We start from the raw sequence: 15,255 nt of genomic DNA on the forward strand, positions 1-15,255 counted from the left end.
GTGAATAGAGCTATGGGATATCAATCAACACAAAATTTAAATGTGATTGTTGAGAAGCATGCATCACTTGTTAAAAAAGTGGCATGTCATCTAATTGCTCGATTACCACCTAGCGTTCAACTTGATGATTTAATTCAATCAGGAATGATAGGCTTAATAGAAGCTTCGAAAAACTTTGATGCAACAAAAGGCGCAAGCTTTGAAACTTTTGCAGGTATTCGTATTCGCGGTGCTATGCTTGATGAAATGCGCCGTGGTGATTGGGCTCCTCGTTCAGTTCACCGTAAAAACAGGCAAGTTGCAGAAGCAATTACTGAGCTCGAAAGTAGTCTGAACCGCGAACCAACGGACATAGAAGTTGCTGAAAAACTTGAAATTTCGCTCAATGAGTACCATCATATTTTAAATGATGCGAATACGAGTAAAATATTAGGCATTGAAGACCTTGGTGTAGATGAGGATGTTATTACTCCTGTAGGCCAAGATTTAGCACAAGATAAACCTTTTAATAATGTTAAAAATGATAGGTTTAATGAGTCTTTGCTAAGTGCAATTAAGTCATTACCAGAGCGTGATGCAATGGTGCTTTCTTTGTACTACAACGATGAAATGAATTTAAAAGAAATAGGACATATACTCGATGTAAGTGAATCGCGTGTAAGTCAGATACATGGTCAGGCGATGATTAAGCTTAAAGCTAAAATCAATGACTGGATAAATTAGTAGTAAGTAAACAAAGGTTAATACCTCACTGGGGGATGTTTTGGATAAAAACATGAAAATTCTTGTAGTTGATGATTTTTCAACAATGAGACGCATTATAAAAAACCTGTTACGTGACTTAGGTTTCACTAACGTTCAAGAAGCTGATGATGGGTCTACAGCTTTGCCTATGTTGCAAAATCAAGTGTTTGATTTTGTAGTTACGGATTGGAATATGCCTGGAATGCAGGGTATTGATCTTTTAAGAGCAATACGTGCAGACGATAAGTTAAAACATATCCCTGTATTAATGGTAACGGCAGAGGCTAAAAAAGAACAAATAATAGCTGCAGCGCAAGCTGGTGTTAATGGTTATATTGTTAAGCCATTTACGGCTGGAACATTAAAAACTAAATTAGAAAAAGTATTTGAACGCTTAGGCTAATGATGGGGGAGAGGCTTATGCCAGCACCAGCTGCGCCTCAAATAACGTTAGAACAAGCTCGTCAGCTCGTTGTTTTTTTAGAAAATGATGAGCAAGACAAAGCAAATCAGTTGATTTTAGAGGCTGCATCTAAAGAGCAGTCTGAATTATTTGCTGAAGTTGGAAAGTTGACTCGTCAACTGCACGAAGCCCTTAAAAGTTTTGAGCTTGATACTCGCTTAACTGATATAACGACAGATGCGATTCCAGATGCTAAAAAGAGGCTTAATTATGTTATAGAAATGACAGAAAATGCGGCTAATAAAACAATGGATGCAGTGGAGGCCAGTTTACCTATAGCCCAACAGTTAGCGGACGAAATATCTCATATCAAACCGACATGGGATCGTTTAATGAGCCGCGAGATTGAGCTTGGTGAGTTTAAGCAACTTTGCCATAGCATCGATAAGTTTATGAACAACTCTCATCATAAGACTGATGAGCTTCAAAACTTAATGACAAATGTATTAATGGCTCAAGACTATCAAGACTTAACAGGTCAAGTTATTCGCCGTGTTATTGAACTTGTTAGGGAAGTAGAAGAAAGTTTACTGCATCTTTTAACTGCGTTTGCTGAACAAGACGACAGTAACAGCACCGCGAATAAAGTAGAACAACAAAAAATAAAAGAACCAGTTGCCACACAAACTTTAGCAGGTCCTGAAGGCCCTATTATTGATAAAGAATCGCGTAATGATGTTGTATCTGATCAAGATGAAGTTGATGATCTTTTATCAAGTTTGGGCTTCTAAGAGGAGAGTAACTGCATGTTTGAAGTCGATGAAGATATTTTACAAGACTTTCTTGTAGAGGCTGGAGAAATCCTAGAGCTTTTATCTGAACAGTTAGTTGAGCTGGAAAATAATCCAGAAGATACCGAGTTACTAAACGCTATATTTAGAGGTTTTCACACTGTAAAAGGTGGTGCAGGCTTTTTAGCTATGACAGAGCTTGTTGATGCTTGTCACGGTGCTGAAAACGTATTTGATTTACTACGTCAAGGCGTGCGAACAGTCAACTCAGAGTTAATGGATGTTATTTTACAAGCACTAGACACCATTAATGAGATGTTTGCGACTATCCAAAACAGAGACAAGCCTGAACCTGCAGATCCTGAATTACTTCATACTCTTCATATCTTAGGTCTACCTCCAACAGAAGCCGAAGCCACTGAAGCCTCTTCACAAACAGAGGTTGAACAACCTCATAATGAAGTGGTGGATACACCGGTAGCTGATGATGAAGATCCGTTTGCATTTGATGAACTATTTAGCGGAGCGCCTTCGGTTAGCGATGCTGAAATAGATGAAATCACTGAAGACGAATTTGAAAGCTTACTTGATGAGCTGCACGGTAAAGGACAAGGTCCTGCAGTTGAAAAACCAGTAGCAAGTAGTAGTGATTTTAGTGGTGATATTACTGATGATGAATTTGACAGCTTATTAGACGAGTTACATGGTGTTGGCAGTTTTGGTGAAGTTACGAGCAAACCTGAACAAAATGATGCCAATAAAACACCTGTAGAATCTGCTATACCAGCTGTAAATACAGTTAATTCATCAGATGATGAAATTAGTGATGACGAATTTGAAGCGCTTCTTGATGAACTTCATGGTAAAGGCACTGCTCCTAAATCGATAGAAAGTGCGCCAGCTGCAAAACAACCTGAACCTGTTTCACCGCCAGCTAAACAAGTGAGTGAACCAGTAAAAAAAGCTGAGCCAGCTAAAGCTCCTACTCCAAAACCAGTTGAAAAAGCGCCAGAGAAGCCAGTAGCTAAAGTACCATCAGCAGCAGCTCCAAAAAAATCAGCGCCACCAGCAGCAGAGACCACTGTTCGCGTAGATACAAAACGACTCGATCAAATTATGAATATGGTTGGTGAGTTAGTTCTTGTACGAAATCGTTTGGTTAGTTTAGCGACTAACTCAGACAGTGAAGCGATGGGTAAAGCAATCTCTAACTTAGATGTAGTGACTGCGGATATTCAAGGTGCGGTTATGCAGACGCGAATGCAACCAATTAAGAAGGTATTTGGTCGCTTCCCTCGCGTTGTACGCGACTTAGCACGTAGCTTAAATAAAGATATTGATTTAAAACTTATTGGTGAAGAAACCGATCTAGATAAAAACTTAGTTGAAGCACTTGCCGACCCGCTTGTGCATTTAGTTAGAAACTCAGTTGACCATGGTATTGAAATGCCCGCTGTTCGTGAAGCAGCTGGTAAGCCTAGAACAGGTAATGTTACTTTATCAGCGTCTCAAGAGGGCGACCATATTTTGCTAACCATCAAAGATGATGGTGCAGGTATGGATGCTGAAAAACTGAAAAAAATTGCAATTAGTAAAGGCGTACTCGATCATGACCAAGCGAGTCGACTTTCTGACACCGAAGCATATAACCTGATTTTTGCACCTGGCTTTTCTACAAAAGAAGAAATATCTGATATTTCAGGCCGTGGTGTAGGAATGGACGTAGTTAAAACTAAGATCACGCAACTCAATGGCTCAGTAAGCATTCAGTCTGAACTTGGTGTTGGTACTATTTTAGAAATAAAAGTACCACTTACCTTGGCTATATTACCGACATTAATGGTCGTTGTTGGCGCACAAACATTTGCGTTACCACTGGCTGGTGTTAGTGAGATATTCAATTTAGATTTAACGAAGACGAATGTAGTTGATGGGCAATTAACAATTATTGTGCGTAAAAAGGCGATACCGTTATTTTACCTTGAGCATTGGTTAGTAAAAGGCTCAGATCGTTCTCAGCGAAAATCTAAAGGTCACGTCGTTATTGTACAAATTGGTACGCAACAAATTGGTTTTGTTGTTGATTCATTAATTGGCCAAGAAGAAGTAGTGATTAAGCCGCTTGATGCGTTACTTCAAGGAACGCCAGGTATGGCAGGGGCTACAATAACTTCGGATGGTGGCATTGCACTGATTTTAGACGTTCCAAACATGTTAAAACATTACGCAGGCTAATAATAAAGTAGGTATATATTTAATATATACCTACGCAAAAATTTAATAAGAGAGCTAAATGGCCGTTAAAGTTTTAGTTGTTGATGATTCAAGCTTTTTTCGCCGTAGAGTAAGCGAAATCCTTGAGCAAGATAGCGATATACAAGTTATAGGCTTTGCTGTTAATGGCAGAGAGGCTGTTGAGAAAGCAGCTCAATTGCGTCCTGACATGATCACCATGGATGTCGAAATGCCTGTGCTTGATGGTATTAGCGCAGTTAAAGAGATAATGGCGAGTAACCCAACTCCTATCTTAATGTTTTCATCACTTACACGTGATGGTGCAACAGCAACGTTTGATGCGTTAGATGCTGGCGCAATGGATTTTTTACCGAAAAAATTTGAAGATATTGCACGCAATAATGAAGATGCAATTAAGCTTTTGCAAAGTAAAGTAAAAGATATAGGGCGAAGACGTTTACCGCGAACATTTAGAGCGGCAACACCAGTTAAACCATCCATTTCAACTAAACCAACAAGTTCACTTTCGCAAAGAGCAAGCACATCAACAACTCAAATCAAGCAGCCTGATAGAAGCTTTCAAAGAGCTGCGCCTGCTGCATCGACAAGTTCAAATGTTGCCTCAATGCGAGCAAGTGGAAAACAATATCAACTTTTAGCTATTGGTACTTCTACAGGTGGTCCTGTTGCTTTGCAAACTATATTGACTCAATTGCCTGCTAATTTTCCTCACCCTATTTTACTTATTCAGCACATGCCAGCTGCATTTACGCCCGCGTTTGCAGCGCGCTTAAACGGTTTGTGCCAAATAAAAGTGAAAGAAGCACAACAAGGCGATCGTTTACAACCAGGAACTGCTTATTTAGCGCCTGGCGGGCAGCAGATGATGGTAGAGGGGCGTGGAGCAAATAGAACGCTGCGCGTATTTGAAGATCATAGCGAGAGAATAAGTTATAAACCAAGCGTAGATGTAACGTTTGCTAGTGCAGCTAAAACGTATCAAGGCGATGTACTTGCTATTGTTTTAACAGGTATGGGCGCTGATGGTCGTGATGGTGCAAGAATGTTAAAACAAACGGGGGCAACTATTTGGGCACAGGATGAGAAAAGCTGTGTCGTTTATGGAATGCCCCAAGCAATTGCTAATGCGGGGCTTTCAAGTGAAAGCTTAGCATTGAGCGATGTTGCAGCACGTATAATGAGAGAGGTAGGTTGTGGATAAACTCTCAATATTTGGACTATTGGTAGCACTTGGTGCAATAGGTTTAGGCTATTCTTTAGAAGGCGGTGTTGTTTCAGCTTTATTTAATGGCCCTGCGCTTATTATTGTACTTGGTGGCACGCTTGGCGCTGTTATGTTGCAAACCTCTGCTAGCACATTCAAAAAAATGCTAAATATGAGCTCGTGGGTTTTTGTTGCACCACAATACGATATTGAAGACGCAATAGAGCAAGTTAAACGATGGTCTCATAAAGCACGTCAAGAAGGTTACTTAGCGCTTGAGAATGAAGCTTTAGCTCACCCAGATGCGTATGCAGCAAAAGGTTTAAGCTTACTTGTCGATGGCTGCTCAGAGCAAAAACTACGAGACACGCTTGAAATTGATTTACTGCTAGAACGCGATCGTTTGCTTGAAGCCGCGCGTGTTTATGAAGCAATGGGGGGTTACAGCCCTACCATTGGTATTTTAGGTGCGGTGCTTGGCTTAATACAGGCAATGTCGTTTATTACCGATCCACAAATGCTTGGCGCCGGCGTTGCAACGGCATTTATTGCGACCATTTATGGTGTTGGTTTAGCTAATTTATTGTTTTTACCTATGGCAAATAAGTTAAAACAGCGTGTAGAGCAAAAAATGCTTTACCATGAAATGCTTGCTGAAGGCGTTATTGCAATAAGCATAGGTGAAAGCCCAGTAAATATAGAATTAAAGCTTGAAGCCTATCGTGTAGAGCGCCCTAATTTAGTGGACGAATAACATGTTACGCCGACGACTTCGTCACTCTGCTGCTAAAAGTCAACATACCGAACGTTGGCTTGTATCGTATGCCGATTACATGACTATTATGTTTGCTTTTTTTGTGGTTCTGTATGCGATAGCGATTAATAAAGAAGAACAATTCCAAATATTGTCAGATTCCCTTGAACAGGTTTTTGATAAGTCAGCTCGCCAATACTCCCAGCAAGGTGAAGGTGTCAACGGTAATGGAATATTGACAGATAGAGTGACACCTGAACAAGAAGTTCTTTATGGCGAAAGTATATTAAAAGAAGAGCAAGGTCCTGAGCTACTCGACGGCCAAAGTGATACAAGCAATATCCAGCAAAAGTATTTAGGCAAACCTCTTGATAGTTTATTAATTAAATTACAGTCAGCGCTTATTGATGAAATCCGTGATGGAGAAGCCAGTTTAGAGCTTAACCAAGATTGGCTGATTATAGAGCTAAGCTCAGGTATGTTATTTTCAAGCGGTAGTTCAGTTGCACACTCTCGAGCAAAGCAGGTCGTCAAGATTGTTAAAGATATTATTGCACCAGTAGATAACTATGTAAGAGTACGAGGTTATACTGATGATGAAAGTATTCGTAATGAGATATTTCGTTCGAACTGGGAACTGTCGGTAGCTAGAGCCACGTCAATTTTAGTAGAGCTGGAAGCATTAGGCATTAATTCAGCTAGAATGGCGATAGAAGGTTATGGCCAATATTCACCTTTTGCAAGTAACGATACAGAACAAGGGCGCGCAGAAAATCGTAAAGTTGTTATCGCACTTTCTAAGTATGGATTACCGCCAAAACAAGAGGTTAAAAGTGACGGGCAAGCTGATGAGCCTGCAGTGATTGAACCTGAAATTGAACTTCCTTCAGATGACGATACAATAAAAATAATTCGTTTGCCTCATGGTGGTATTCGCATAACAACGCGCAATGAACAGTAATTAGGATGTAATGTGAAGATTTGGACTGTCGCTAATCAAAAAGGAGGGGTTGGTAAAACAACAACCGCAGTGAGCCTTGCCGGTATTTTGGCATTACAAGGTAAACGTGTGCTGCTTATAGATACAGACCCTCATGCGTCACTCACTTATTACTTTGGCATTGACTCAGAGGATTTAGAAGTTAGTGTGTACGATATTTTTGCCCGTGGTACAAGTATGCAAAGTGAAGAGATACTCCAAGCTTTGTGTCCATCAACACTTCAAAACCTGGATATTTTACCTGCGACTATGGCAATAGCTACGCTTGATCGAAGTATGGGTAATAAAACAGGGATGGGGTTAATACTAAAAAAAGCGCTTGCAAAAATTAGCGAACATTACGATTATGCCATTTTAGATTGCCCTCCAGTTTTAGGGGTGTTAATGGTCAATGCGCTTGCAGCAAGTGAGCGAATTTTAGTGCCAGTGCAAACGGAGTTTTTAGCACTCAAAGGGCTTGATAGAATGATGCGTACTATGGATTTGATGCAATCCTCTCAAGCAAAAGATTATCAATATACTATAATTCCTACCATGTACGACAAACGTACTAAAGCATCGTTAGAAGCATACAAAACATTGCAAAGTACATATGGTGATAAAGTTTGGCCAGGTGTGATACCGGTGGATACCAAATTTAGAGATGCAAGCTTTGCACAAAAAGTACCTGTAGAGTATTGTCCTCGCTCGCGCGGTGTATACGCATATAAAGCACTGTTAGAATATTTAATTGAACAAGGTTAATGAATGAGTAAGCAATTGTTTGCTAATGAAAAAGTAATGAAACAATACCTCGGGGCTTTGTTATGTGAAGATGAGCCTGTAGATAACCTTGAGCCAGTTGCAAAATTACTTGAGCAAATCCCAGATGATTCACAACAGCATATTCATTCAAAACCTAAAGAACAATTAAAAGCAGCAGAGAGTACATTTGATAATGACTTGCTCAATGTTGAAATTGAGCCAATAGCTGAGCCAGCGTTTGAAACTGAAAAAGTTAATGAAGTGGTTGACGAGGAAGTAATAGCACCTGCAATTACTACTATAGAAAAGCCAGAGCTGGAGATTGTAACTACTAGCCAATCAGACTATTTTGATGGTGAATTTCAGGCATTGTTTTTTGAAGTTGCTGGCTTGACCTTGGCTGTGCCATTAAAAGCACTTGGTGGAATACATCAATTAGGTGAAGTAAATCATTTGTTTGGTAAGCCGAAATGGTTTAAAGGCGTTATGCTCAACAGAGAAGAAAAGCTTAATGTTGTTGATACTGCGCGTTGGGTTATGCCAGAAAAATATGATGATAAATTAGAGGCATCTTTAGATTATCAATATTTGATTACACTAGGTGATAGCCAGTGGGGTTTATTAGCTGAAAAGTTGATAAATAACATTACATTGAGTAAAGAAGATGTAAAATGGCGTACAAATAAAAGCAAGCGCCCATGGCTTGCTGGCGTTATAAAAGAAAAAATGTGTGCTTTGATAGACGTAGATAATTTAAATATATTATTAGAGAAAGGCTTAGATAGCCGTCAGTAGTAATGACCATTACGGGGTAATAGCATGAATCAAGATAAATTACTGTCAGCAAATAAAAACGCAGATAATAACGATGAAATTTTACAGTGGGTTACGTTTAAGCTAGAGGAAGAAACCTACGGCGTAAATGTAATGCAAGTACAAGAAATACTTCGTTATACAGAGATAGCTCCTGTACCAGGTGCACCTTCATATGTGATTGGTATTATTAACTTACGCGGCAACGTTGTTACCGTTATTGATACTCGCGCACGTTTTGGTTTGCTAGCTGCTGATGCAACTGACAACTCTCGCATCTTAATTATTGAAGCAGAAGAGCAAGTTATTGGTATTTTAGCCGACAGCGTATCGGAAGTGGTTTACTTGCGCAGCTCTGAAATCGACAGTGCGCCAAATGTTGGTACTGAAGAAAGCGCTAAGTTTATTCAAGGTGTTTGTAACCGCGATAATGAATTACTGATTTTGGTTGATTTAAATAAGTTACTCAGTGATGACGAATGGGATGAGTTAAGCGATATATAAGCTTTACCAAATAAATTATGGTGTTACTTAGTATAGCTATATCAGCGTTAGCGGTAGGACTTATATCGCTGGCGTTAATTATTGCATTAAAAAATAAACACGCGAATGAAATTAATGCTGTATCGCAGCAGCTTAAAGATAGCTCTGAGCAGACTCATATTTTGCGCAGTGAGATTTCGGAGATTAGAACCGGGCTCTTAAGTATTGGTAAGCGAGTGCTTGAAGTCGAACAACAAAATCAAGATTTAATGCAACAGCAAGCGGCGCAAAAATACGATGACCCTGATGCTAAAATTTACTCTCGTGCTGTAAAAATGGTTGAGTTAGGTGCAGACCTTGATGAAGTAATACGCGAGTGCGAACTACCACGAGCAGAAGCCGAATTACTATTTTCATTACATAAACAAAAAGGTGCTTAGCGCCTTTTTTATGTGCGGATAAATTGGCTCAAGCCTTAATATTTAACTTACCTTGAAAATCCTGCCAACCTGGCGGAAATTGACCTCTTAATACATACGAAAACGCAATAAGCTCTGCAATAACATAATAAAGCTCTTTAGGAATTTCTTCTCCTAACTCTAAATGCGACAACGTTTTAGCAAGTGCTGCATCTTCGTGGATCATAATTCCTTTTAGTTTAGCCGCTGCTATTATTTCATCAGCTAATTCACCAAACCCCTTAACACTTACAGTCGGTGTGTTACCAGCTTCGTACAAAAGCCCAATGGCTGACTTATTAATAGGTGTATCACTCATAGCTAAACCTTAATATTAATAATTGCGTGAGATTTATAGAATGCCTGATTGTTGGCATCGCCTCGCCTTAAATTGAGCTCGCCAACTTGTAAGCCATGTTTAGCTAGTTTTGATCTTAAATTATCTAAGTGAGGGTGAGCAATTGCACTTACTTCTTGGCTCGAGGCTAATAGCTGGCAATCGAGTGCTTTATCCATTAACTCTGCAGTAATTTGTAGCTGCCCAAGTTTGGCATAATCAAAGTTTAATCTGACAAACCATACATTTTTATCTTCTAATTTACCGGCGCTTGGCTTTTTATACTGTCCAAGTGTTATTTCTGTTTGGGCTGCTTCTGGAGGTAATCTCATCGGTAATAAAAATTGTGCAAGCGGGTTTGTGTCTGGCTGTTGATTTGGTGTTGAGACACTCACTTGGGTAAGTGTGTTTTTAACGTGTACGATTTCGCTGGCCAAAGCTTGTACTTGAGCTTGTTGAAGCTGTTCAAGCATTTTTGCTCCCGTGTTACCCATTTTAAAAGTAGGTATAAGTACTTGTAAGAGAGCATCTAAGCCAGTTTGATTATTAAAACTGATAGGCGTTACTGATTGGCTAATCAGAGGCGCAGCTAAAATACTCACAGCCACCTGCTCAAGCCCCTTAGTGAAACTACTTTGCAGCATATCACCCGCTAGTTGAGTGGGCTGTAAAGTAGCAAGTATCTCACGCTGTATGGTTGCAGGGTTTATGTTATTACTTGAAACCATACGGTTAAATGCTTGATTAATTAAGCGAATTAAATCAGGGGTGTCTTTTGTTGCCTTATTTGTAATATCAGTAATTTGACTGCTTAAAAGTTGTTTATTGTAAGCCAACCTATCTGTAGGGGTTGTGGCATCAGGAAGCTTTAATAATGTACTTAATAGTTTTGCTTCTATTGGTTGTAGCATTTGACTACGAGAGGGCGCATTAGATAACGGCTCAGTTAACAAGGTAATGCTTTTAGTGTTCACTGTGCTTGTGTTGTTTTGATTGTTATCGTTTATTGCAAGCTGTGCTGAGGAGGTGGTAAGTCCATTAGTGACTACTTCATTGGTAGGGTTAAGCAAGGTGTTCGATTTACTGTTTTCACTAGTAATAAGGGAGCTTAATTGGCTTGTTTTTAAATCACTTGGCTTAGCGCTCGCCACTTCACCTGGAGTAGAATTATTTGTTATTGGCGTGTACGTTGCTGCTGTGTTTGCAGATGTTTGCCAAACACTAACACTTCCTTTTACTAGTTGCGTTAATTGTACAATCGGCGGGAGCCTTGAAAAGTGCTCTGGCAAAATATTGCTCGTATTGTTATTTAACGCATTACTCACACTTTGAGTAATGTTAACTCTAATTAGCGGTGATTCACTCAGTTGTATAGCTAAAGACGTTTTTTGTTGCGCGGGCGAAGTTGATAGCTGCGTTAACTCAGATTTACTTATTGTAGCAAAAGGCTTATTTTCAAAATATTTAACCGCATCATTAATTCGCGTTTTTAAATCACTAAAACTATTTTGTAGCCACGATTTTATTGGACTATTTAGGGTCAATAATGGATTTACTTTAATATTACTCGCAGAAACGGCTACTTCAGGTGCATTGCTTTTTTGCGCTAAAAGTAACTCGTTAAATGGTTTTGAGAATGAGTTGTTAAGCGTTACTTTTATATTGTTTGTATCGGTTTTAATAAATAATTTATCTGCCTGGTTCACTAAATTTACTTTAATAGGTGTATTCGGTAGCTCGGCAAGTTGTTGATTAGTAATAGGTGTTGTAAATGAACCTGACTTTTGAGGATGAGTTAAAATAGCCAGTTTTGGTGTTACTTGAAGCTGCGCACTGGGTAATAAGGCCGCGAGTAAATTAGTAAGTTTAGTTTGGCTAAGTGGTTGCGAGTGAACCATATCAGCAAAGCGGTTAATAATATTAATCTGTGCGCCTTTATTAGTCGTACTAACAACTACTTTTAAAGGCTGTTCAGTTGTAAGTAACTGGGCCACGTCTTTATTTATGGCAATACTTGCGTTGAGTTTATCAATAACTAACTTGGGAGAAGGGGATACAGCAACTTGTACATCCATTGGTTGGCTTTGTAGCTCAGTGCCCGTGCTTACATAATTTAACAAGCGCTGCAATTGTACTGGCTGATTTAAAGTAAGGGTTGTACTGTTTGGCGAGATGTTGAGCTGCTTACCATCAGGGCTGATCTGTATGTTAGCACTGACTATTTTTTGCAGGTTTTGTGGTGCGCTTGTAGTGCCAAGCCTTAATGTTTGCCAATGCTTATCAATAAATACATCAAGCGTAATCGAGTCTTTCGAAAATTGGATGTTTTTAGCCGCAAGTACCTCACTAGGTAACTGTGGTAACTCATTGGTCTGGCTGTGAGCAGATTGATTGATAACCAATGAGTTAGATAATGTTATTTGCGTTGGTGTATTCATTATTTTAAATCAAGTTTTTGTTAATCGATTATAAAGCAATATTCGTATTACCCTATCATTATGGTAGACTAACGCCTAATTTTTGGCAGAGAGAATCGTCATCTTGTTACACATTAAGTCCGTCACCTGCATCAAGCAAGATCGTTGTTTGTTTGCGGATCTTAATTTTAGCCTTAATAGCGGTCAAATCATGCAATTAGCGGGTCCTAATGGGGCTGGTAAAACATCGCTACTGCGTATTATTGCTGGCTTTTCTGTGCCTGATGAAGGGTCTGTTCTGTTCCAAGATCAACCTATATCTAAGTACTATGAAGAGTATGCCAGAGAGCTGCTTTTTATAGGGCATAAAACAGGTGTAAGTACTCAGCTTAGTGCAGTTGAAAATGTTCGCCACTGGTTACAAATTAATGGCTACATAAATGAGCCTGATTTATATCCTATTTTAGCGCAACTTGGCCTTGTTGGACTTGAAGATGTACCCGTTAGAATGCTATCTGCTGGACAACAACGACGTGTAGCGCTTGTTAGGCTTTGGTTAAGTGATGCTAAATTATGGGTACTTGATGAGCCATTTACCGCGCTTGATAAAAGCGGTGTCGCCTTTTTACAGCAGCGATTTACTGAACACTTACAAAGCGGTGGTGCCATTTTATTAACGACCCACCAAGACTTAACGACCCACTTTAGTAACTTACAAACGGTTACACTGGAGTATCGCCACTAATGACTCGTCAACACTCTTATTGGTTGCTATTTAGTGCGGTATTTACCAAAGATGTAAAACTTGCGTTTCGCCAGCGCGCCGAAATTGTAAATCCTATTTTATTCTTCTTAATTGTAATTTCATTATTTCCGTTAGCAATAGGGCCTGAGCCCGGTCTACTTGCGAGAATGGCGCCAGGTATTATTTGGGTTGCCGCATTACTCTCTACCATGTTGGGTTTAGATAAGTTGTTTAGGGATGATTTTAACGATGGCTCGTTGGAGCAGTTAATTGCATCCTCTTATCCATTATCGCTAACCGTACTTGCTAAAGTGGCTGCTCATTGGGTGGTGACAGGTTTACCGCTTGTATTAATGACTCCGCTATTTGCATTGTTGTTAAACCTAGAAAGTACGGCGTTAACAGCAACCGTTTTAACATTATTATTAGGCACACCATTATTGAGCTTTATTGGCGCAATAGGCGCAGGGCTTACTGTGGGGTTACAAAAAGGGGGTATTTTGATGAGTTTACTCGTACTGCCTTTGTATATTCCTGTTTTGATTTTTGCAACGTCGGCTATCGATACCAGTACAATGTCACTGGATTATAGTGGGCAGCTTGCCATCCTTGGTGCAATGTTACTTATTGCTATTATAAGCGCACCAATTGCCATATCGTCAGCTTTAAAAGTGAGTGTAAGTTAATGTGGAAGTGGTTACATCCCTATGCTAAAGCAGAGCGTGCATACCAGTTATGCAATACGTTACTGCCATATTTTGCCGTAGTTACCGTAGTTAGTATGATTGTTGGATGGGTATGGGGGCTTGGTTTTGCACCTGCCGATTACCAACAAAAAGACAGCTACCGTATCATCTTTATTCATGTGCCTTCTGCCATTTTATCTATGGGGGCTTACTCATCAATGGCGATTGCCGCTATCGTTGCACTTGTATGGCAGCTACGAAATGCCGAGCTTGCTGTTATTGCTATTGCGCCTGTTGGTGCATGTATTACTGCTATAGCGCTTATTACTGGCGCTGCATGGGGTAAACCTATGTGGGGTGCTTGGTGGGTATGGGATGCGCGTTTAACGTCTGAACTTATTTTATTATTTTTATATCTTGGCGTGCTTTCGCTTTACCATGCATTTGAAGATAAGAAGTCAGCAGGGCGTGCGGCTTCTATTTTAGCAATTGTTGGCGTAATTAATTTACCTATTATTCATTACTCTGTTGAGTGGTGGAATACGTTACACCAAGGTGCAAGCATTACAAAGCTAGATACAAAAGCAATAGATCCAAGTATGTTTTGGCCTCTTATGGTTAATATTTTAGCCTTTGCTGCTTTTGTTGGAACAGTGACTTTAATTCGTCTTAAAAATGAAATTTTGCAACGAGAAAAGCACCGACCGTGGGTTCGCTCGTTGTTAAATAAGGGGTAATTATGCAGTTTGACTCTTTTTCTGATTTTATTGCAATGGGAGGTTATGGATTTTATGTCTGGCTTTCTTTTGGTACATGCGCACTTATTTTACTCGGTATTTTAGTGAACTCTTTGAGAGACACCAAACGTATTATGGCTTCAGTGGAGCAACAAATAATACGTGAAGCGCGAATTAAAAAAGCTAAGCAGGAACAAATCTCATGAATCCAAGACGTAAAAAGCGACTATTGGTAATTATTGCCGTACTGTTTGGTATTGGTGGTTCAATTGGTTTAGTGCTTTATGCACTGCAAGAAAATATTAATCTTTTTTATACGCCAAGCGAATTAATTGATGGCAAAGGCCCTAACAAAGAAAAACCACATATAGGTCAAAAGTTACGTATTGGCGGCATGGTTGTGCCAGGCACGGTTGAGCGTAATGAACAAAGCTTACAAGTAAGCTTTAAGCTAATAGATACAGGTCCATTAGTGACTGTGCGTTATCAAGGCATATTGCCAGACTTGTTTCGTGAGGGGCAAGGCATTGTAGCGCAGGGCGTATTAGTCGAGCCTAATGTTATTGAAGCATTTGAAGTGCTAGCAAAGCATGACGAAGAATATATGCCAGCAGAAGTTGCAGAGGCAGTTAAAGGTATTAAGCACGAAAAACCAAAATACAACTTAGATAGTGGTAATTAGC

At 39.7% G+C, this 15,255-nt stretch carries 18 protein-coding genes; 16 read left to right on the plus strand and 2 right to left on the minus strand.

The window, feature by feature from the left end:
• The first annotated feature begins 12 nt into the window (after positions 1 to 12).
• The 11 genes from H5157_RS08055 to H5157_RS08105 are packed head-to-tail and all read left to right on the plus strand — an operon-like array spanning position 13 to position 9,632.
• Positions 13 to 723, plus strand: a complete 711-nt coding sequence (locus H5157_RS08055) for an RNA polymerase sigma factor FliA (RefSeq protein WP_002959310.1) — start codon at positions 13 to 15, stop codon at positions 721 to 723.
• 40 nt (positions 724 to 763) lie between these two features.
• The gene (cheY, locus tag H5157_RS08060) at positions 764 to 1,147 is read left to right on the plus strand and encodes a chemotaxis response regulator CheY (RefSeq protein WP_008132609.1); all 384 of its coding nucleotides are present in this window, start codon (positions 764 to 766) and stop codon (positions 1,145 to 1,147) included.
• 17 nt (positions 1,148 to 1,164) lie between these two features.
• Positions 1,165 to 1,938: a protein phosphatase CheZ gene (locus H5157_RS08065; RefSeq protein ID WP_165742705.1), complete on the plus strand. Its 774-nt coding sequence runs from the start codon at positions 1,165 to 1,167 to the stop codon at positions 1,936 to 1,938.
• A gap of 15 nt (positions 1,939 to 1,953) precedes the next feature.
• Positions 1,954 to 4,173: a chemotaxis protein CheA gene (locus H5157_RS08070; RefSeq protein ID WP_182724513.1), complete on the plus strand. Its 2,220-nt coding sequence runs from the start codon at positions 1,954 to 1,956 to the stop codon at positions 4,171 to 4,173.
• Between the two features lie 58 nt (positions 4,174 to 4,231).
• Positions 4,232 to 5,395, plus strand: a complete 1,164-nt coding sequence (locus H5157_RS08075; RefSeq protein WP_182724514.1) for a chemotaxis response regulator protein-glutamate methylesterase — start codon at positions 4,232 to 4,234, stop codon at positions 5,393 to 5,395.
• Positions 5,388 to 6,152: a flagellar motor protein gene (locus H5157_RS08080; RefSeq protein ID WP_024595391.1), complete on the plus strand. Its 765-nt coding sequence runs from the start codon at positions 5,388 to 5,390 to the stop codon at positions 6,150 to 6,152. The genes H5157_RS08075 and H5157_RS08080 overlap by 8 nt, the downstream gene beginning before the upstream one ends.
• A 1-nt stretch (position 6,153) precedes the next feature.
• Complete coding sequence (locus tag H5157_RS08085; RefSeq protein ID WP_024595392.1) at positions 6,154 to 7,113, plus strand: flagellar motor protein MotB; 960 nt, start codon at positions 6,154 to 6,156, stop codon at positions 7,111 to 7,113.
• 12 nt (positions 7,114 to 7,125) lie between these two features.
• A complete protein-coding gene (locus tag H5157_RS08090; protein WP_002959298.1) occupies positions 7,126 to 7,896 on the plus strand; it encodes a ParA family protein in 771 nt (256 codons plus the stop codon).
• Between the two features lie 3 nt (positions 7,897 to 7,899).
• Entirely contained in the window at positions 7,900 to 8,691 is a 792-nt protein-coding gene (locus tag H5157_RS08095; RefSeq protein WP_024595393.1) for a chemotaxis protein CheW, read from the plus strand.
• A 24-nt stretch (positions 8,692 to 8,715) separates the two neighbouring features.
• Complete coding sequence (locus H5157_RS08100) at positions 8,716 to 9,213, plus strand: chemotaxis protein CheW (RefSeq protein ID WP_002959294.1); 498 nt, start codon at positions 8,716 to 8,718, stop codon at positions 9,211 to 9,213.
• 17 nt (positions 9,214 to 9,230) lie between these two features.
• Positions 9,231 to 9,632 (plus strand): DUF2802 domain-containing protein, encoded by a 402-nt coding sequence (locus tag H5157_RS08105; protein WP_024595394.1) that lies wholly within the window; start codon positions 9,231 to 9,233, stop codon positions 9,630 to 9,632.
• 28 nt (positions 9,633 to 9,660) lie between these two features.
• On the opposite strand, the gene H5157_RS08110 is transcribed toward H5157_RS08105, so the two are convergent.
• Together H5157_RS08110 and H5157_RS08115 are read right to left on the minus strand one after the other, a co-directional pair.
• The gene (locus H5157_RS08110; protein WP_007377933.1) at positions 9,661 to 9,969 is read right to left on the minus strand and encodes an EscU/YscU/HrcU family type III secretion system export apparatus switch protein; all 309 of its coding nucleotides are present in this window, start codon (positions 9,967 to 9,969) and stop codon (positions 9,661 to 9,663) included.
• Positions 9,970 to 9,971: 2 nt separating this feature from the next.
• Positions 9,972 to 12,425, minus strand: a complete 2,454-nt coding sequence (locus tag H5157_RS08115) for a flagellar hook-length control protein FliK (protein ID WP_182724515.1) — start codon at positions 12,423 to 12,425, stop codon at positions 9,972 to 9,974.
• Between the two features lie 103 nt (positions 12,426 to 12,528).
• Between H5157_RS08115 and ccmA the strand changes: the two genes are divergently transcribed.
• Genes ccmA through ccmE form a run of 5 tightly spaced genes read left to right on the plus strand, consistent with a single transcriptional unit; the run spans position 12,529 to position 15,254 of the window.
• A complete protein-coding gene (ccmA, locus tag H5157_RS08120) occupies positions 12,529 to 13,149 on the plus strand; it encodes a cytochrome c biogenesis heme-transporting ATPase CcmA (RefSeq protein ID WP_152609331.1) in 621 nt (206 codons plus the stop codon).
• Positions 13,149 to 13,835, plus strand: coding sequence for a heme exporter protein CcmB (gene ccmB / locus H5157_RS08125; RefSeq protein WP_002959286.1), 687 nt, complete (start codon positions 13,149 to 13,151; stop codon positions 13,833 to 13,835). Before ccmA ends, ccmB begins: the two co-directional genes overlap by 1 nt.
• A complete protein-coding gene (locus H5157_RS08130; protein WP_002959285.1) occupies positions 13,835 to 14,572 on the plus strand; it encodes a heme ABC transporter permease in 738 nt (245 codons plus the stop codon). Before ccmB ends, H5157_RS08130 begins: the two co-directional genes overlap by 1 nt.
• Before the next feature lie 2 nt (positions 14,573 to 14,574).
• Positions 14,575 to 14,778 carry a heme exporter protein CcmD gene (ccmD, locus tag H5157_RS08135; protein ID WP_002959284.1) on the plus strand — a complete coding sequence of 68 codons (204 nt, stop codon included), beginning with the start codon at positions 14,575 to 14,577 and terminating at the stop codon, positions 14,776 to 14,778.
• Positions 14,775 to 15,254, plus strand: coding sequence for a cytochrome c maturation protein CcmE (gene ccmE, locus H5157_RS08140; RefSeq protein WP_002959283.1), 480 nt, complete (start codon positions 14,775 to 14,777; stop codon positions 15,252 to 15,254). The genes ccmD and ccmE overlap by 4 nt, the downstream gene beginning before the upstream one ends.
• Position 15,255 lies beyond the last annotated feature (1 nt).

The organism is Pseudoalteromonas sp. SG43-3, assembly GCF_014164385.1.
Lineage (GTDB): Bacteria > Pseudomonadota > Gammaproteobacteria > Enterobacterales > Alteromonadaceae > Pseudoalteromonas > Pseudoalteromonas distincta.

Bases quoted from the DNA above. Each gene is read 5' to 3' on its own strand.
- ccmB (WP_002959286.1), top strand. From the start codon at position 13,149: ATGACTCGTCAACACTCTTATTGGTTGCTATTTAGTGCGGTATTTACC.
- H5157_RS08130 (WP_002959285.1), top strand. From the start codon at position 13,835: ATGTGGAAGTGGTTACATCCCTATGCTAAAGCAGAGCGTGCATACCAG.
- H5157_RS08105 (WP_024595394.1), top strand. From the start codon at position 9,231: ATGGTGTTACTTAGTATAGCTATATCAGCGTTAGCGGTAGGACTTATA.
- H5157_RS08110 (WP_007377933.1), bottom strand. From the start codon at position 9,969: ATGAGTGATACACCTATTAATAAGTCAGCCATTGGGCTTTTGTACGAA.
- ccmE (WP_002959283.1), top strand. From the start codon at position 14,775: ATGAATCCAAGACGTAAAAAGCGACTATTGGTAATTATTGCCGTACTG.
- H5157_RS08100 (WP_002959294.1), top strand. From the start codon at position 8,716: ATGAATCAAGATAAATTACTGTCAGCAAATAAAAACGCAGATAATAAC.
- H5157_RS08075 (WP_182724514.1), top strand. From the start codon at position 4,232: ATGGCCGTTAAAGTTTTAGTTGTTGATGATTCAAGCTTTTTTCGCCGT.
- ccmD (WP_002959284.1), top strand. From the start codon at position 14,575: ATGCAGTTTGACTCTTTTTCTGATTTTATTGCAATGGGAGGTTATGGA.
- H5157_RS08085 (WP_024595392.1), top strand. From the start codon at position 6,154: ATGTTACGCCGACGACTTCGTCACTCTGCTGCTAAAAGTCAACATACC.
- H5157_RS08095 (WP_024595393.1), top strand. From the start codon at position 7,900: ATGAGTAAGCAATTGTTTGCTAATGAAAAAGTAATGAAACAATACCTC.
- H5157_RS08065 (WP_165742705.1), top strand. From the start codon at position 1,165: ATGCCAGCACCAGCTGCGCCTCAAATAACGTTAGAACAAGCTCGTCAG.
- H5157_RS08115 (WP_182724515.1), bottom strand. From the start codon at position 12,425: ATGAATACACCAACGCAAATAACATTATCTAACTCATTGGTTATCAAT.
- H5157_RS08055 (WP_002959310.1), top strand. From the start codon at position 13: ATGGGATATCAATCAACACAAAATTTAAATGTGATTGTTGAGAAGCAT.
- H5157_RS08070 (WP_182724513.1), top strand. From the start codon at position 1,954: ATGTTTGAAGTCGATGAAGATATTTTACAAGACTTTCTTGTAGAGGCT.